Annotated in this window: 16 protein-coding genes; 13 read left to right on the top strand and 3 right to left on the bottom strand. The window is 71.7% G+C overall.

The annotated features are described in order from the left end of the window. Window positions 1–165 precede the first annotated feature (165 nt). Complete coding sequence (locus tag ACZ4SF_RS11200) at window positions 166–660, top strand: ATP-binding protein (RefSeq protein WP_468382490.1); 495 nt, start codon at window positions 166–168, stop codon at window positions 658–660. Window positions 661–662: 2 nt separating this feature from the next. Here the strand turns inward: ACZ4SF_RS11200 and idi are convergent, their stop codons facing one another. The 3 genes from idi to galE form a co-directional block, all read right to left on the bottom strand. Then, window positions 663–1256, bottom strand: coding sequence for an isopentenyl-diphosphate Delta-isomerase (idi, locus tag ACZ4SF_RS11195; protein ID WP_468381404.1), 594 nt, complete (start codon window positions 1254–1256; stop codon window positions 663–665). Window positions 1257–1445: 189 nt separating this feature from the next. Beyond that, on the bottom strand, window positions 1446–2387 hold the full coding sequence (locus tag ACZ4SF_RS11190; RefSeq protein ID WP_468381401.1) for a cation diffusion facilitator family transporter: 942 nt from the start codon (window positions 2385–2387) through the stop codon (window positions 1446–1448). Between the two features lie 135 nt (window positions 2388–2522). Then, window positions 2523–3494 (bottom strand): UDP-glucose 4-epimerase GalE, encoded by a 972-nt coding sequence (gene galE / locus ACZ4SF_RS11185; RefSeq protein WP_468381399.1) that lies wholly within the window; start codon window positions 3492–3494, stop codon window positions 2523–2525. A gap of 268 nt (window positions 3495–3762) precedes the next feature. Here galE and ACZ4SF_RS11180 point away from each other — a divergent pair, with 268 nt between their 5' ends. The 12 genes from ACZ4SF_RS11180 to ACZ4SF_RS11125 all read left to right on the top strand — a co-directional run bounded on the left by ACZ4SF_RS11180 (window position 3763) and on the right by ACZ4SF_RS11125 (window position 15757). Then, on the top strand, window positions 3763–5598 hold the full coding sequence (locus tag ACZ4SF_RS11180) for a DUF5941 domain-containing protein (RefSeq protein ID WP_468381395.1): 1836 nt from the start codon (window positions 3763–3765) through the stop codon (window positions 5596–5598). Then, on the top strand, window positions 5595–6347 hold the full coding sequence (locus ACZ4SF_RS11175) for a phosphocholine cytidylyltransferase family protein (RefSeq protein WP_468381392.1): 753 nt from the start codon (window positions 5595–5597) through the stop codon (window positions 6345–6347). Before ACZ4SF_RS11180 ends, ACZ4SF_RS11175 begins: the two co-directional genes overlap by 4 nt. Continuing rightward, window positions 6335–7396, top strand: coding sequence for an iron-containing alcohol dehydrogenase family protein (locus tag ACZ4SF_RS11170; RefSeq protein ID WP_468381388.1), 1062 nt, complete (start codon window positions 6335–6337; stop codon window positions 7394–7396). The genes ACZ4SF_RS11175 and ACZ4SF_RS11170 overlap by 13 nt, the downstream gene beginning before the upstream one ends. After that, window positions 7374–8153, top strand: a complete 780-nt coding sequence (locus ACZ4SF_RS11165; protein WP_468381386.1) for a CDP-alcohol phosphatidyltransferase family protein — start codon at window positions 7374–7376, stop codon at window positions 8151–8153. Before ACZ4SF_RS11170 ends, ACZ4SF_RS11165 begins: the two co-directional genes overlap by 23 nt. A gap of 5 nt (window positions 8154–8158) precedes the next feature. Next, window positions 8159–9031: a glycosyltransferase family 2 protein gene (locus ACZ4SF_RS11160; protein ID WP_468382487.1), complete on the top strand. Its 873-nt coding sequence runs from the start codon at window positions 8159–8161 to the stop codon at window positions 9029–9031. Between the two features lie 102 nt (window positions 9032–9133). Beyond that, the gene (locus ACZ4SF_RS11155) at window positions 9134–10063 is read left to right on the top strand and encodes an ABC transporter permease (protein ID WP_468381383.1); all 930 of its coding nucleotides are present in this window, start codon (window positions 9134–9136) and stop codon (window positions 10061–10063) included. 19 nt (window positions 10064–10082) lie between these two features. Beyond that, entirely contained in the window at window positions 10083–10856 is a 774-nt protein-coding gene (locus tag ACZ4SF_RS11150) for an ABC transporter ATP-binding protein (RefSeq protein ID WP_468382484.1), read from the top strand. A gap of 360 nt (window positions 10857–11216) precedes the next feature. After that, the gene (gene hpnC, locus ACZ4SF_RS11145; RefSeq protein ID WP_468381379.1) at window positions 11217–12113 is read left to right on the top strand and encodes a squalene synthase HpnC; all 897 of its coding nucleotides are present in this window, start codon (window positions 11217–11219) and stop codon (window positions 12111–12113) included. Then, a complete protein-coding gene (hpnD, locus tag ACZ4SF_RS11140; RefSeq protein WP_468381376.1) occupies window positions 12110–13072 on the top strand; it encodes a presqualene diphosphate synthase HpnD in 963 nt (320 codons plus the stop codon). The genes hpnC and hpnD overlap by 4 nt, the downstream gene beginning before the upstream one ends. Further along, window positions 13072–13200 (top strand): DUF6380 family protein, encoded by a 129-nt coding sequence (locus ACZ4SF_RS11135; RefSeq protein WP_468381373.1) that lies wholly within the window; start codon window positions 13072–13074, stop codon window positions 13198–13200. The genes hpnD and ACZ4SF_RS11135 overlap by 1 nt, the downstream gene beginning before the upstream one ends. Next, entirely contained in the window at window positions 13197–14624 is a 1428-nt protein-coding gene (hpnE, locus tag ACZ4SF_RS11130) for a hydroxysqualene dehydroxylase HpnE (RefSeq protein WP_468381370.1), read from the top strand. The genes ACZ4SF_RS11135 and hpnE overlap by 4 nt, the downstream gene beginning before the upstream one ends. Then, window positions 14624–15757 (top strand): polyprenyl synthetase family protein, encoded by a 1134-nt coding sequence (locus ACZ4SF_RS11125; RefSeq protein ID WP_468381368.1) that lies wholly within the window; start codon window positions 14624–14626, stop codon window positions 15755–15757. The genes hpnE and ACZ4SF_RS11125 overlap by 1 nt, the downstream gene beginning before the upstream one ends. Window positions 15758–15777 lie beyond the last annotated feature (20 nt).

Raw genomic sequence — 15777 nt, 5'->3', positions numbered from 1 at the left:
CGGCGCCCGGGCAACAGGAACAGTCCCACCCGTGGCCAGGTCATGCGCAGTCGGTCAGAAACCGACCGATACCCGTCGACTTCTGGTCAGGCATCCGGACTGGCGCGCCTCGTTACCAACACTCGACGTGTGGTGACAATCGAGCGCGAGGGTGGCGACCGGACGATGGACAACCACGGGCGCGGGGACGGCCCGCGCCCAGCGGGGGGCGGCGACCGGCCGCCGGATCCACTGCCCTACGAGGGCGTCTGGCGCTTCACCGCATCCGCGGTGGACGCCTCGGTCCCGCAGGCCCGCCACGCGGTGCGGGACCTGCTGCTGCGCCAGGGCGTACCGGCCTCCGACGACCTGGTGCACGGGCTGCTGCTGATCGTCTCCGAGCTGGTCACCAACGCCGTCCGGCACGCGGCGCTGCTGTCGCCGACGCTGGCCGTCGAGGTGGCCGTCGGAGCCGAGTGGGTGCGGGTGTCCGTGGAGGACAACCACCCCTACCGCCCGACCGCCCTGGAGGCCGACCACGGCCGCACGGGCGGCCGGGGACTCCTCCTGGTCCGCGAGGTGGCCCGGGAGGCGGGCGGGGTGGTCGACGTGGAGCACACATCGAGCGGCGGCAAGGTGATCTGGGCCGCCCTGCCGCTCAAGCCCGCCGTACTTCCCTAGCCCTACCAGCCGGCGGACGGGCCCGTCAGCTCCCTGATCGCCGGGCGGGCCGCGTCCAGCACGGTCATGAACCAGGCCGAGAACGGGTCCCGGGCATGCCGCTCCGCCAGCTCGGCCGCCGTGACGAAGGCGGTCGAGCCGACCTCCTCCGGGTCCGCCGCGAGCGGCGCCTGCACCAGACCGACGAACAGGTGGTTGTACTCCTGCTCGACCAGGCCCGAACCGGGGTCAGGGTGGTTGTAACGGACCGTGCCGGCCTCCGCGAGCAGCGACGGCGACACGCCCAGTTCCTCGTAGGTGCGCCGGGCGGCGGCCGCGAACGGCGCCTCGCCGGGGTAGGGGTGGCCGCAGCAGGTGTTGGACCACACGCCGGGGGAGTGGTACTTGCCGAGCGCCCGCTGCTGCAGCAGCAGGCGGCCGTGCTCGTCGAAGAGGAAAACCGAGAACGCCCGGTGCAACTGTCCCGGCGGCTGGTGGGCGGCGAGCTTCTCCGCCGTACCGATCGTGACACCCTTCTCGTCGACCAGTTCCAGCAAAATCGCCTCTGCGGTGCCCTTCGACGAGCTGTGCGTCGCGGTGGCAGGTGTGATCGGCATACCCATCCTTCGCCTCGGTCTTCGCACCCCAAGTCTGCCGTACGAATCCGGCACTCCCGGCACTTCCGTGCACGTCCGCATGTTCGCGCACCGCACGGAACCGGAAGCCGGACCCGGTGGATCATCGTGCCCGGCGCTCGCCTCCGGGAACCGTCCGGAGGTGCGCCGAACGACAGTGCGGAGGGTCGGTCAGTGGCACAGCCGTGCCTCGTGCTCGGCGTGCCCGCCCGGCTCCAGCTGGAAGGTGCAGTGCTCCACGTCGAAGTGGTCGCCCAGGCAGCCCTGCAGCTCGTGCAGCATCTTCTCGTTGCCGATGGCGTTCAGCACCTCGGAGCTGACCACCACGTGCGCCGACAGCACCGGCATGCCCGAGGTGATCGTCCAGGCGTGCAGGTCGTGCACGTCCTCCACGCCGTCCAGCGCCAGGATGTGATCCCGGACCTCCGCCATGTCGACGCCCTTGGGGGCCGCCTCCAGCAGCACGTCCAGCGTCTCGCGCAGCAGCTTCAGCGTGCGCGGCACGATCATCAGGCCGATGACCAGCGAGGCGACGGGGTCCGCCGGCTGCCAGCCCGTGGCCAGGATCACGGCCGCCGAGATCAGCACCGCCACCGAGCCGAGCGCGTCCGCGGCCACCTCGAGGAAGGCGCCGCGCACGTTCAGGCTCTCCTTCTGCCCGCGCATCAGCAGAACGAGGGACACGGAGTTCGCGACCAGGCCGATCGCACCGAACACGATCATCAGGCCGCCCCGGGTCTCCGCGGGCTCGACGAACCGCTGCACCGCCTCGTACAGGACGTATCCGCCGACACCGAGCAGCAGCAGACAGTTGGCCAGCGCGGCGAGGATCTCGGCGCGGGCGTAGCCGAAGGTGCGGTTCGTGCTCGCCGGGCGGTTCGCGAAGTGGATCGCCAGCAGGGCCATGCCGAGGCCCACGGCGTCGGTCGCCATGTGCGCCGCGTCCGCGATCAGCGCCAGCGAGTCCGCGACCAGACCACCGACGATCTCGACCACCATGATCGTGAGCGTGATGCCCAGCGCGATCCGCAGCCGCCCCCGGTACGCCCCCGTGGCCGTACCCGGGGCCGGCGCGTGGGAGTGCGCGTGCCCGTGGTCGTGCCCAGCCCCCATGTGCGCCGCCCTTTCATCTGCCTGCCAAAAGGCCAGTCAACTACGGGCGGGGGGTATCGGGCAACGCGGCACTGAACACCGTTGTCATGTGCCCTGACCTGCGGAAACGATCCGCAGGTCAGGGCGGTGCCGGCCTCAGGCGCCGCGGTGCAGCCGCCAGCCCTGCCAGGCCGACTCGACCATCTCCCGCACCTCGCGCCGGGCCCGCCAGCCCAGCGCCTCGGCGGCCCGCTCGGCCGAGGCCACCGCGCGCGGTGCGTCCCCGGGGCGCCGGCCCTCCACCGAGGGCGCCCGGCGGTCCCCGGTGACCTCGCCGATCACCGTGATCAGCTCGCGCACCGAGACGCCCTCGCCGCGGCCGATGTTCAGCGTCAGATCGCCGGTGAGGTCCCCGGCGGTGAGCCGCCGGGCCGCCGCCAGGTGCGCCTCGGCGAGATCGGCGACATGGATGTAGTCGCGGATGCAGGTGCCGTCCGGCGTCGGGTAGTCGTCGCCGAAGATCCGCGGGGCCTCGTCACGGGTGAGCCGGTCGAAGACCATCGGCACGATGTTGAACACCCCCGTGTCCGCCAGCTCCGGCGCCGCGGCACCCGCCACGTTGAAATACCGCAGACAGACCGTGGAGATCCCGTGTGCCCGGCCGGCCGCCCGCACCAGCCACTCCCCGGCGAGCTTGGTCTCGCCGTACGGGTTCACCGGCGCGCACGGGGTGTCCTCGGTGATCAGTTCCACGTCCGGGTTGCCGTACACCGCCGCCGACGAGGAGAACACCAGGCGGCCGATGCCCGCCTCGGCGACCGCGTCCAGCAGCGTGGCGAGGCCGCCCACGTTCTCCCGGTAGTAGCGGGTGGGCTGGGCCACCGACTCGGCGACCTGCTTGCGCGCGGCCAGGTGGACGACGCCGGTGACGCCGTACTCCGCGAACACCCGCTTCAGCACCGCCCCGTCCAGCGTCGAACCCCGGACCAGCGGGACCTCGGCCGGCAGGCGCGCGGGCACGGCGGCCGACAGGTCGTCCAGTGCGACGACGCTCTCGCCGGCGCCCGCCATGGCGTGTGCCACATGTGCCCCGATGTATCCGGCCCCGCCGGTGATCAGCCACGTCATGGTCGAACACCCTATGCCGAGGTGCCCGCTGTCCCGGATGCCCGGGTCCGCCCCCACGGTTTGTGGGCCGGGCCCCGCATCACCGATGATGATCGCGGCAAAGGCCGGGGCAGCCCCCGGGGGGCCGGGTCGTGAACGGCCGGTGAACACCGGCTCCCGCACATCCGATAGCCTCTGCCGACATGCCGCCCGGGTGCCGCAGGCAGGGGCGCCCCCACCACGCAGCAGACCGGCGCGCCGTGCGCCGGCACCCAGGGAGTGAGTTCGGTTGCCGACCGCCATCGTCACCGGTCAGCCGGTCCCCGGATCGTCACTGGAGAACGATCTGCGGTCCCTCGGCTTCGACGTGTGCACGGCCGCCGACGCCGCCGAGACCGAGGCCCGGCTCGCGGCCGTCCCGGCCGGCCACCGGGTGGCCCTGGTCGACTCCCGCTTCGTCGGCCACCTGCACGCCCTGCGCCTCGGCCTGACCGACCCGCGCTTCCCGCTCGCCGCCGTTCCCGGTGCCGTGACGGCCCAGCCGGCCGCCCGGCAGCAGCTCACCCGGGCCATGGCGCGCGAGACCTCCACGGACGACGGTACGGCGGCCCCGGCGGCCACCGGCGGCGCCCCCGCGCTCGCCGTGGACAGCCTCGCCGACCGGGTCGCCACCGCCCTCGGCACCGACGGCGCCGCGGTGCACCGGCCCGAGCTGGGCAGCCTGGTCGCAGCCGTGCCGGCCGACCCGCAGGCCCGCAACGAGGCCCGGCAGGGCGTCGCCTCCGTGGACGACGAGGCCGTACGCCTGAAGTCGGCCGTGAAGGCCCGGGACGGCTTCTTCACCACCTTCTTCATCAGCCCGTACTCGCGCTACATCGCCCGCTGGTGCGCCCGCCGCGGCCTGACCCCGAACCAGGTCACCACGGCCTCGCTGCTCACCGCGCTCATAGCGGCCGGCTGCGCGGCGACCGGTACCCGCGGCGGCTTCGTCGCCGCCGGTGTGCTGCTGATCGCCTCCTTCGTGCTCGACTGCACCGACGGCCAGCTCGCCCGCTACGCCCTGAAGTACTCCACCCTCGGCGCCTGGCTCGACGCCACCTTCGACCGGGCCAAGGAGTACGCCTACTACGCCGGCCTCGCCCTCGGCGCCGCCCGCGGCGGCGACGACGTGTGGGCCCTCGCGCTCGGCGCGATGATCCTGCAGACCTGCCGGCACGTGGTCGACTTCTCCTTCAACGAGGCCAACCACGACGCCACGGCCAACACCAGTCCCACGGCCGCCCTCTCCGACAAGCTCGACAGCGTCGGCTGGACCGTCTGGGTGCGCCGCATGATCGTGCTCCCGATCGGCGAACGCTGGGCACTGATCGCTGTCCTCACGGCCGCCACGACCCCGCGGATCACGTTCTACGTCCTGCTCGTCGGCTGCGCCTTCGCCGCGACGTACACCACGGCCGGCCGGGTGCTGCGCTCGCTGACCCGCAAGGCGCGGCGGACCGACCGCGCGGCCGGAGCACTGGCGGACCTGGCGGACAACGGCCCGCTCGCCCAGGCGCTGAGCCGTGTCGCGATTCCCCTGCGCACCCCGCTGGTCTCGGCACTGATGGGCACCGCCGCGGTCCTGCTCACCGCGTGCTTCGCCCCCTTCGGCAGCTGGGTGCCGGTCCTGGGCGCCGTCTTCTACGTCGCCTTCTCCGCTCTCGCCGGCACCGCCGCCCGCCCCCTCAAGGGCGCCCTCGACTGGCTGGTTCCGCCCCTCTTCCGGGCCGCCGAGTACGGCACCGTCCTCGCCCTCGCGAGCAAAGCGGCGGTGAACGGGGCTCTTCCAGCTGCTTTCGGCCTGGTGGCCGCCGTCGCCTACCATCACTACGACACGGTCTACCGCATCCGCGGCGGCGCCGGAGCGCCGCCGGCCTGGCTGGTACGCGCCATCGGGGGGCACGAGGGACGGGCGCTGCTCGTCACCGTCCTGGCCGTGGTGCTCACCGCCTCGCAGTTCACGGTCGCACTCACGGTCCTGGCCGTGGCCGTGGCCCTGCTGGTGCTCGTCGAGAGCATCCGCTTCTGGGTGACCTCTCATCTGAGGGGTGCGCCCGCCGTACACGATGAAGGAGAACCCGCATGATCGGCCTCGTGCTGGCGGCCGGCGCCGGACGGCGTCTGCGCCCCTACACCGACAGCCTCCCCAAGGCTCTGGTGCCGGTGGGTCCCGCGGGCATAGAGGACAGCATCACGGTCCTGGACCTGACCCTCGGCAACTTCGCCGAGATCGGCCTGACCGAGGTCGCGATCATCGTCGGCTACCGCAAGGAGGCCGTGTACGAGCGCAAGGCCGCTCTGGAGGCGAAGTACGGCCTGAAGCTCACCCTCATCGACAACGACAAGGCCGAGGAGTGGAACAACGCCTACTCCCTGTGGTGCGGCCGTGACGCCCTCAAGGACGGTGTGATCCTCGCCAACGGCGACACCGTGCACCCGGTCTCCGTCGAGAAGACGCTGCTCGCCGCCCGCGGGGAGGGCAAGAAGATCATCCTCGCGCTGGACACGGTGAAGAACCTGGCCGACGAGGAGATGAAGGTCGTCGTCGACCCCGGGAAGGGCATGACGAAGATCACCAAGCTGATGGACCCGGCCGAGGCCACCGGCGAGTACATCGGCGTCACCCTGATCGAGGGCGACGCCGCGCCCGAGCTGGCGGACGCGCTGAAGACGGTCTGGGAGACGGACCCGCAGCAGTTCTACGAGCACGGCTACCAGGAACTGGTGAACCGGGGCTTCAGGATCGACGTGGCGCCGATCGGCGACGTCAAGTGGGTGGAGATCGACAACCACGACGATCTCGCCCGCGGACGGGAGATCGCGTGCCAGTACTGACGAGGCTCATCCCCTCGCCGGTCGTCGTGGACATCCGCCCGGGTGCCCTGGACGACCTGGCCTGCGTCCTCGCCGACGAGCGCATCTCGCAGTCCGGCCGGCTCGCCATCGCCGTCAGCGGCGGCTCCGGCGCCCGGCTGCGCGAGCGGATCGCCCCGACCCTGCCGGGCGCGAGCTGGTACGAGGTCGACGGGGGCACCATCGACGACGCGGTCCGGCTGGCGGGCGACATAAAGGCCGGCCGTTACGACGCGGTCGTGGGCCTCGGCGGCGGGAAGATCATCGACTGCGCGAAGTTCGCGGCGGCCCGGGTGGGCCTGCCGCTGGTCGCCGTGCCGACGAACCTCGCGCACGACGGCCTGTGCTCGCCGGTCGCCACCCTCGACAACGACGCCGGCCGCGGCTCCTACGGCGTGCCGAACCCCATCGCGGTCGTCATCGACCTGGACGTGATCCGTGAGGCACCGGCGCGCTTCGTGCGCTCGGGCATCGGTGACGCCGTCTCCAACATCAACTCGGTCGCGGACTGGGAGCTGTCCCACCGCGTCAACGGCGAGAAGGTCGACGGTCTCGCCGCCGCCATGGCGCGCCAGGCGGGCGAGGCGGTGCTGAGGCACCCCGGCGGCATCGGGGACAACGAGTTCCTGCAGGTGCTCGCCGAGGCGCTGGTCCTCACCGGCGTCTCCATGTCGATCTCGGGTGACTCCCGGCCCGCCTCGGGCTCCTGCCACGAGATCAACCACGCCTTCGACCTGCTGTACCCCAAGCGCGCCGCCAGCCACGGCGAGCAGTGCGGCCTCGGCGCCGCCTTCGCCATGTACCTGCGCGGCGCGCACGAGGAGTCGGCACACATGGCCGAGGTGCTGCGCCGGCACGGGCTGCCGGTGCTGCCGGAGGAGATCGGTTTCACGGTGGACGAGTTCGTCCGCGCGGTGGAGTTCGCCCCCGAGACCCGGCCCGGCCGCTACACGATCCTCGAACACCTCGACCTCAAGACGAACCAGATCAAGGACATCTACGCCGACTATGTCAAGGCCATCGGTAGCTGAACTCCGTCCGGTCGTCCACCCCGCGGGGGTGAAGGACCGGCGCAGCGGTGAGCACTGGGCGGGACGCCTCTACATGCGCGAGGTGTCCCTGCGCGTCGACCGCTACCTGGTGAACACCCGGGTCACGCCCAACCAGCTCACGTACCTGATGACCGTCTGCGGTGTGCTCGCGGCCCCGGCCCTGCTGGTGCCGGGGATCGCGGGCGCCGTCCTCGGTGTCGTCGCCACCCAGCTGTACCTGCTGCTGGACTGCGTCGACGGCGAGATCGCCCGCTGGAAGAAGCAGTACTCGCTCGGCGGGGTCTACCTCGACCGCGTCGGCGCCTACCTCACCGACGCGGCCGTCCTGGTCGGTCTCGGGCTGCGCGCCGCCGACCTGTGGGGCAGCGGCCGTATCGACTGGCTGTGGGCCTTCCTCGGCACTCTGGCCGCGCTCGGCGCCATCCTGATCAAGGCCGAGACCGACCTGGTCGGCGTCGCCCGCCACCAGGCGGGCAAGCCGCCCGTGCAGGAGGCCGCCTCCGAGCCGCGCTCCTCCGGCATGGCGCTGGCCCGCCGGGCCGCCTCGGCGCTGAAGTTCCACCGGCTGATCCTCGGCATCGAGGCCGCGCTGCTGATCCTGGTCCTCGCGATCGTGGACCAGGCCCGCGGTGACCTGTTCTTCACCCGCCTCGGTACGGCCGTCCTCGCCGGCATCGCCCTGCTCCAGACGCTGCTGCACCTGGTGTCCATCCTCGCCTCCAGCAGGCTGAAGTGAGTGCCATGAAGGTCGGCGCCGTCATCATCACCATGGGCAACCGGCCCGAGGAACTGCGGGCTCTGCTCGACTCGGTCTCCAAGCAGGACGGCGATCCCGTCGAGGTGGTCGTCGTCGGCAACGGCTCGCCCGTCCCGGACGTGCCCGAGGGCGTGCGGACCATAGAACTGCCCGAGAACCTGGGCATCCCGGGCGGGCGCAACGTCGGCATAGAGGCCTTCGGGCCCGGTGGCCGCGATGTCGACATATTGCTCTTCCTGGACGACGACGGGCTGCTCGCCCGGCATGACACCGCCGAGCTGTGCCGCCAGGCCTTCGCCGCCGACCCCGAGCTGGGCATCATCAGCTTCCGCATCGCCGACCCGGACACCGGTGAGACCCAGCGCCGGCACGTGCCGCGGCTGCGCGCCTCCGACCCGATGCGCTCCTCCCGGGTCACCACCTTCCTGGGCGGCGCCAACGCCGTCCGCACCCGGGTCCTCGCCGAGGTCGGCGGGCTCCCGGACGAGTTCTTCTACGCGCACGAGGAGACGGACCTGGCCTGGCGGGCCCTCGACGCCGGCTGGATGATCGACTACCGGTCCGACATGGTGCTGTACCACCCGACGACCGCGCCCTCGCGGCACGCCGTCTATCACCGCATGGTCGCCCGCAACCGCGTCTGGCTGGCCCGCCGCAACCTCCCCGCCCTCCTGGTCCCCGTCTACCTCGGGGTCTGGCTGCTGCTGACCCTGCTCAGGCGCCCCTCGCGGCCGGCCCTGAAGGCCTGGTTCGGCGGTTTCCGGGAAGGCTGGACCACACCGTGCGGTCCCCGTCGCCCGATGCGCTGGCGTACGGTGTGGCGACTCACCCGACTGGGCCGCCCCCCGGTGATCTGACAAGCTCGACCCTGAGAGTCGTTACTGTCGAACAGCCCAGGAACACATGTTCGCCGGTCGGACGGCGTGCAGCAGACGAACCCGAGGACGAAAGTTTCCCCTGTGAGTGAGACCACGCACGACGGCACGGTCGCGGTGACCGCGGCGCCGTCGCCCGACGCGGGACTGACGGCGGCCGAGCTGGCCGCCAAGTACGGGCTCTCCGTGAGCGGCGCCCGGCCCTCGCTCGTGGACTACGTCCGTCAGCTGTGGGGACGCCGTCACTTCATCCTCGCCTTCTCGCAGGCGAAGCTGACGGCGCAGTACAGCCAGGCCAAGCTCGGCCAGCTCTGGCAGGTGGCCACGCCACTGCTGAACGCGGCCGTGTACTTCTTCATCTTCGGGCTGATCCTGCATGCGAGCCGTGGCATGTCCCAGGACGTGTACATCCCCTTCCTGGTGACCGGCGTGTTCGTTTTCACCTTCACGCAGAGCTCGATCATGTCGGGCGTCCGCGCGATCTCCGGCAACCTCGGCCTGGTGCGCGCCCTGCACTTCCCGCGCGCCTCCCTGCCGGTCTCCTTCTCGCTGCAGCAGCTCCAGCAGCTGCTGTTCTCGATGATCGTGCTGTTCGTCGTGGCGATCGGCTTCGGCAGCTACCCGGGTCTGTCCTGGCTGCTGATCGTGCCCGTGCTGGTGCTGCAGTTCCTGTTCAACACCGGGCTCGCGCTGATCGTGGCCCGCATGGGCGCCAAGACGCCGGACCTCGCGCAGCTGATGCCCTTCCTCCTGCGCACCTGGATGTACACCTCCGGCGTCATGTTCTCGATCAACAAGATGCTCGAGGGCCGGCCCGAGTGGATCGTCCGGGTGCTCCAGGTCAACCCGGCCGCGGTCTACATGGACCTGATGCGGTTCGCGCTCATCGACGGCTACGGTGCCTCGAACCTGCCGCCGCACGTGTGGGCCATCGCCCTGTTCTGGGCCGTGGCCGTCTTCGCCGGGGGCTTCGTGTACTTCTGGAAGGCTGAGGAGCGGTACGGCCGTGGCTGAGCAGAACGCCGAGCAGAGCATGCAGGACCCACGCCCGACGGTCATCGCGGACGAACTGCACATCGTCTACCGCGTCAACGGCGCCAAGACCGGCAAGGGCAGCGCGACGGCCGCCCTGAGCCGGATCCTGAAGCGCGGCTCCGACGACTCGGCGCGGGGTGTGCGCAAGGTGCACGCCGTGCGCGGGGTGTCCTTCGTCGCCTACCGCGGTGAGGCCATCGGTCTGATCGGATCCAACGGCTCCGGCAAGTCCACCTTGCTGCGCGCCATCGCGGGCCTGCTGCCCGCCGAGCGGGGCAAGGTCTACACCGACGGCCAGCCGTCCCTGCTGGGCGTCAACGCGGCCCTGATGAACGACCTCACGGGGGAGCGCAACGTCATCCTGGGCGGCCTCGCCATGGGCATGTCCCGGGAACAGGTCAGGGAGCGCTATCAGGACATCGTCGACTTCTCCGGGATCAACGAGAAGGGCGACTTCATCACCCTGCCGATGCGCACGTACTCCTCCGGCATGGCGGCCCGGCTGCGGTTCTCCATCGCCGCCGCCAAGGACCACGACGTCCTCATGATCGACGAGGCCCTTGCCACCGGTGACCGCAAGTTCCAGAAGCGCTCGGAGGAGCGCATCCGGGAACTGCGCAAGGAGGCCGGCACGGTGTTTCTGGTCAGTCACAACAACAAGTCCATCCGCGACACCTGCAACCGCGTGCTGTGGCTGGAGCGCGGTGAACTGCGCATGGACGGTCCGACGGACGAGGTCCTCAAGGAGTACGAGAAGTTCACGGGGAAGTGACCCGTTTCGGCCAGGGCCCCGCCGGAGAGCGTCCGGCGGGGCCCTGCGTCTGCAAAGGAAACGTCAACTCCGGCTGGCAGCAGGAATCTTGGAGCCAATCGGTGTGTTGTTGTGATGTGCAGGACACCCCGACGGTCGTTGCTGCGTTGTACAACGTAAGCTGTACCGGTGCCAGAAACCGGCAAGTGGGGCGATAATGCGCGACACCCTCCGCCGGGGCGGCCCGGCGCGCGGCCGGGCGGCGTGTCCGAAATAGTGTGTATTGGGTCGGCAGTGTAGAACGGGAGATGTGACGGCAATGGCTACGGAAACTCCCCAGCTCAGCGCAGCATGTGCCGTCCCCCCTCCGGGCAGCGCCCGATGACGGCCGTCGCCGCGCCGCCGGACCTGGAACGCGCCACACTGGACAAGGCCGCGACCGAGAACTTCCCCGTGGCTCCCTTCTTTCTGCCCCGGGCGTGGCGCGACGACCTCATGGCCGTCTACGGTTTCGCCCGACTGGTGGACGACATCGGTGACGGAGACCTCGCCCCCGGCGGTGCCGACGCCCGCGTGCTCGGCGTGTCGCCGGCCGGGGCCGAGGACCGGCTGGGGCTCCTCGACGCCTTCGAGGCCGACCTGCGCCGCGTCTTCGACGGCACCCCGCGCCATCCGCTGCTGCGCCGCCTGCAGCCCACCGTCCGCCGCTGCGCCCTCACTCCCGAGCCGTTCCTCGGGCTGATCGCCGCCAACCGCCAGGACCAGCTCGTATCCCGGTACGAGACCTACGACGACCTCCTCGCCTACTGCGAACTGTCCGCCAATCCCGTCGGCCGCCTCGTCCTCGGCGTCACCGGAACCTCCACTCCCGAGCGGATCCGGCTGTCCGACGCGATCTGCACCGCCCTGCAGATCGTGGAACACCTCCAGGACGTCGCCGAGGACCTCGGCCGTGACCGGATCTACCTGCCCGCGGAGGACATGAAGCGCTTTCACGTCCAGGAAACGGACCTCGCCGCAAAAACCACAGGCGCATCGGTGCGCGCCCTGGTTGCATACGAAGCGCAACGCGCCCGCGATCTGCTGAATGAAGGCGCCCCCCTGGTGGGTAGCGTCCACGGCAGGCTGAGGCTGCTGCTCGCAGGGTTCGTGGCGGGGGGAAGGGCGGCGATCGGGGCGATCGCCGCCGCCGAATACGACGTACTTCCCGGCCCGCCCAAGCCCGGCAAGGTTCAGTTGCTGCGCGAGGCGGGCGTGATCCTGCGAGGAGAGGGGTGATCCGGACCGTGGAGTCTGCGCCGCACGTGTCCGCGCCGGTACTCGCCGCCTACAGCTACTGCGAGGCCGTCACCGGGCAGCAGGCCCGTAACTTCGCCTACGGCATCCGGTTGCTGCCGACGGCCAAGCGCCGCGCCATGTCGGCGCTGTACGCGTTTTCCCGGCGCGTGGACGACATCGGCGACGGCGACCTTCCCGGGGAGACCAAGCTGGCGCGCCTCGAGGACACCCGGGCACTGCTGGCCCGGATCCGCGAGGACGAGGTCGAGGAGGACGACACCGACCCGGTGGCCGTCGCCCTCACGCATGCCGCGCGGGCCTTCCCGGTCCCGCTCGGCGGCCTGGACGAGCTGATCGACGGCGTCCAGATGGACGTGCGCGGGGAGACCTACGAGACCTGGGACGACCTGAAGGTCTACTGCCGGTGTGTCGCCGGGGCCATCGGCCGCCTCTCGCTCGGCGTGTTCGGCACCGAGCCGGGGGCGCGCGGCGCCGAACGCGCACCCGAGTACGCCGACACCCTGGGCCTCGCGCTGCAGCTCACCAACATCCTCCGCGACGTCCGCGAGGACGCGGCGGGCGGCCGTACCTATCTGCCCGCCGACGACCTGGCCAAGTTCGGCTGCTCGGCCGGGTTCCACGGGCCGACCCCGCCGGACGGTTCCGACTTCGCGGGCCTCGTCCACTTCGAAGTGCGGCGCGCCCGGGCCCTGTTCGCCGAGGGCTACCGGCTGCTACCCATGCTCGACCGGCGCAGCGGCGCCTGCGTGGCCGCGATGGCCGGCATCTACCGCCGGCTGCTGGACCGCATCGAGCGCGACCCGGAGGCCGTGCTGCGCGGCCGGGTCTCGCTGCCCGGACACGAGAAGGCCTACGTCGCCGTGCGCGGCCTGTCCGGCCTCGACACCCGGCATGTGACCCGCCACGTCTCCAGGCGCTCCGTCAGGAGGCGCGCCTGATGGAGCTCACCGGACCGGACCGCATGCGGCAGGCAACCCTCCGCTGCGGCGTGGCGTCCCTGACTGCGACGGCCGGGCGTGCACCGTTCAACCAGCACGTCCGGGACGCAGGGAAGGACGCACGATGAGCGACAGCTCACGCCCCGCACAGGCCGACGCCGAAACCGCGCGCACGGCGGGCCGCAGCGCGGTCGTGATCGGCGGCGGTCTCGCCGGGATCACCGCGGCGCTCGCCCTCGCCGACGCGGGCGTCCGCGTCACCCTGCTCGAAGGCAGGCCCAGGCTGGGCGGCCTCGCCTTCTCCTTCCAGCGCGGCGGACTGACCGTCGACAACGGCCAGCACGTGTACCTGCGCTGCTGCACCGCCTACCGCTGGTTCCTCGACCGGATCCAGGGCACGGCACTGGCACCGCTGCAGGACCGCCTGGACGTGCCCGTCGTCGACGTCGCCAAGCCCGAGGGCCGGCGGCTCGGCAGACTGCGGCGCGACCCGCTGCCCGTCCCCCTTCACCTGGGACGCAGCCTGGCCGCCTATCCGCACCTCTCGCTCGCCGAACGCGCAGCCGTCGGACGCGCCGCTCTCGCGCTGAAGGGGCTCGACCTAGCCGATCCCGCCCTGGACACCCAGGACTTCGGCAGCTGGCTGGCCGCTCACGGCCAGTCGGCGCGGGCCGTCGAGGCCCTGTGGGATCTGGTGGGGGTCGCCACCCTGAACGCGGTCGCGGGCGACGCCTCGCTGGGGCTCGCCGCGATGGTGTTCAAGACCGGTCTGCTGTCCGACCCGGGCGCGGCCGACATCGGCTGGGCCCGCGTCCCGCTGGGCGAACTGCACGACCGGCTGGCCCGCAAGGCGCTCGACTCCGCGGGCGTCCGTACCGAGGTCCGTACACGCGTCACCTCCGTCTCTACCAACGGAAACGGGGACTGGAGCGTTCAGGTTCCCGGCGAGACGCTCACCGCGGACGCCGTCGTCCTCGCCGTGCCCCAGCGCGAGGCCCACGAACTGCTGCCACCCGGCGCCCTCGACGCGCCCGGGCGGCTGCTGGAGATCGGGACCGCGCCGATCCTCAACGTCCACGTCGTCTACGACCGCAAGGTTCTGGCCCGGCCCTTCTTCGCTGCCCTCGGCACCCCGGTGCAGTGGGTCTTCGACCGCACCGACGCCTCCGGGCTGGGCTCGGGGCAGTACCTCGCGCTGTCCCAGTCCGCCGCACAGAGCGAGATCGACGCCCCGGTCGCCGACCTGCGCGAGCGCTACCTGCCCGAGTTGCAACGGCTGATCCCGCGCACGCGCGGCGCCGTGGTGAAGGACTTCTTCGTGACCCGGGAGCGCACGGCGACGTTCGCCCCAACCCCCGGCGTCGGGCGGCTGCGGCCCGGCGCCCGCACCAAGGCCCCCGGCCTGTACCTGGCCGGAGCGTGGACCGCCACCGGGTGGCCCGCGACCATGGAGAGTGCGGTCCGCAGTGGAGTGAGCGCGGCCGACGCCGCGCTCGGCGCCCTGGGCCGGCCCCGCCCCCGCCACCTCTTCGAGTTCGAGGAGGCGGCGTGATGCCCGACCGGCAGGCGGCGGCCCCCCGCACCCCCGGTACCGCAACAAGAGGAGAGACTGTGCCCACTGTGCCCCCGGCCGCGACGCCCGCTCGGAGGCCAGCGGCGGACGTGACCGCGCTCCTGGAGCGCGGCCGGACCCTGGCCACACCGGTGCTGCGCGCGGCCGTCGACCGCCTGGCGCCTCCCATGGACACCGTCGCCGCCTACCACTTCGGCTGGATCGACGCCGCCGGCAACCCCGCCGCCGGGGACGGCGGCAAGGCTGTCCGCCCCGCGCTCGCCGTGCTCTCCGCCGAGGTCACCGGCACCGCACCGGAGGTGGGCATCCCGGGAGCCGTCGCCGTCGAACTCGTGCACAACTTCTCGCTGCTGCACGACGACCTGATGGACGGCGACGAGCAGCGCCGGCACCGCGACACCGTCTGGAAGGTGCACGGCCCCGCCCAGGCCATCCTGGTCGGCGACGCCCTGTTCGCCCTCGCCAACGAGGTCCTGCTGGAGCTGGGCACGGTCGAGGCCGGCCGCGCCACCCGCCGTCTGACCACCGCCACCCGCGCCCTGATCGACGGTCAGGCCCAGGACATCTCCTACGAGCACCGCGACCGGGTCAGCGTCGAGGAGTGCCTGGAGATGGAAGGCAACAAGACCGGCGCGCTGCTCGCCTGCGCCTCCTCCATCGGCGCGGTCCTCGGCGGCGCGGACGACACCACCGCCGACGCGCTGGAACGGTACGGCTACCACCTCGGTCTCGCCTTCCAGGCCGTGGACGACCTGCTCGGCATCTGGGGCGATCCGGAGGCCACCGGCAAGCAGACCTGGAGCGACCTGCGCCAGCGCAAAAAGTCCCTGCCGGTGGTGGCCGCGCTCGCGGCCGGCGGCCCCGCCTCCGGGCAACTCGGCGAGATCCTCGCCGCCGACGCCAAGAGCAGCGACTTCGAGACCTTCTCCGAGGAGGAGTTCGCGGCCCGCGCCGCCCTCATCGAGCGAGCCGGCGGCCGCGAGTGGACGGCCGAGGAAGCGCGCCGTCAGCACACCGTCGCCGTCGAGGCCCTCGACGCCGTCACCATGCCCGACCGGGTCAGGGAGTCCTTCACGGCGCTCGCCGACTTCGTCGTCGTACGCAAGAGATGAGCACCATCGGCTCGACAAGC

Source organism: Streptomyces sp. NPDC027663 (assembly GCF_055566415.1).
Note: the sequence above shows the minus strand (reverse complement) of the source record. Positions and strands in the feature narration are given on the sequence as shown.

Bases quoted from the DNA above. Each gene is read 5' to 3' on its own strand.
- ACZ4SF_RS11200 (WP_468382490.1), top strand. From the start codon at position 166: ATGGACAACCACGGGCGCGGGGACGGCCCGCGCCCAGCGGGGGGCGGC.
- idi (WP_468381404.1), bottom strand. From the start codon at position 1,256: ATGCCGATCACACCTGCCACCGCGACGCACAGCTCGTCGAAGGGCACC.
- ACZ4SF_RS11190 (WP_468381401.1), bottom strand. From the start codon at position 2,387: ATGGGGGCTGGGCACGACCACGGGCACGCGCACTCCCACGCGCCGGCC.
- galE (WP_468381399.1), bottom strand. From the start codon at position 3,494: ATGACGTGGCTGATCACCGGCGGGGCCGGATACATCGGGGCACATGTG.
- ACZ4SF_RS11175 (WP_468381392.1), top strand. From the start codon at position 5,595: ATGATCGGCCTCGTGCTGGCGGCCGGCGCCGGACGGCGTCTGCGCCCC.
- ACZ4SF_RS11165 (WP_468381386.1), top strand. From the start codon at position 7,374: ATGTCAAGGCCATCGGTAGCTGAACTCCGTCCGGTCGTCCACCCCGCG.
- ACZ4SF_RS11160 (WP_468382487.1), top strand. From the start codon at position 8,159: ATGAAGGTCGGCGCCGTCATCATCACCATGGGCAACCGGCCCGAGGAA.
- ACZ4SF_RS11150 (WP_468382484.1), top strand. From the start codon at position 10,083: ATGCAGGACCCACGCCCGACGGTCATCGCGGACGAACTGCACATCGTC.
- hpnC (WP_468381379.1), top strand. From the start codon at position 11,217: ATGACGGCCGTCGCCGCGCCGCCGGACCTGGAACGCGCCACACTGGAC.
- ACZ4SF_RS11135 (WP_468381373.1), top strand. From the start codon at position 13,072: ATGGAGCTCACCGGACCGGACCGCATGCGGCAGGCAACCCTCCGCTGC.
- hpnE (WP_468381370.1), top strand. From the start codon at position 13,197: ATGAGCGACAGCTCACGCCCCGCACAGGCCGACGCCGAAACCGCGCGC.
- ACZ4SF_RS11125 (WP_468381368.1), top strand. From the start codon at position 14,624: ATGCCCGACCGGCAGGCGGCGGCCCCCCGCACCCCCGGTACCGCAACA.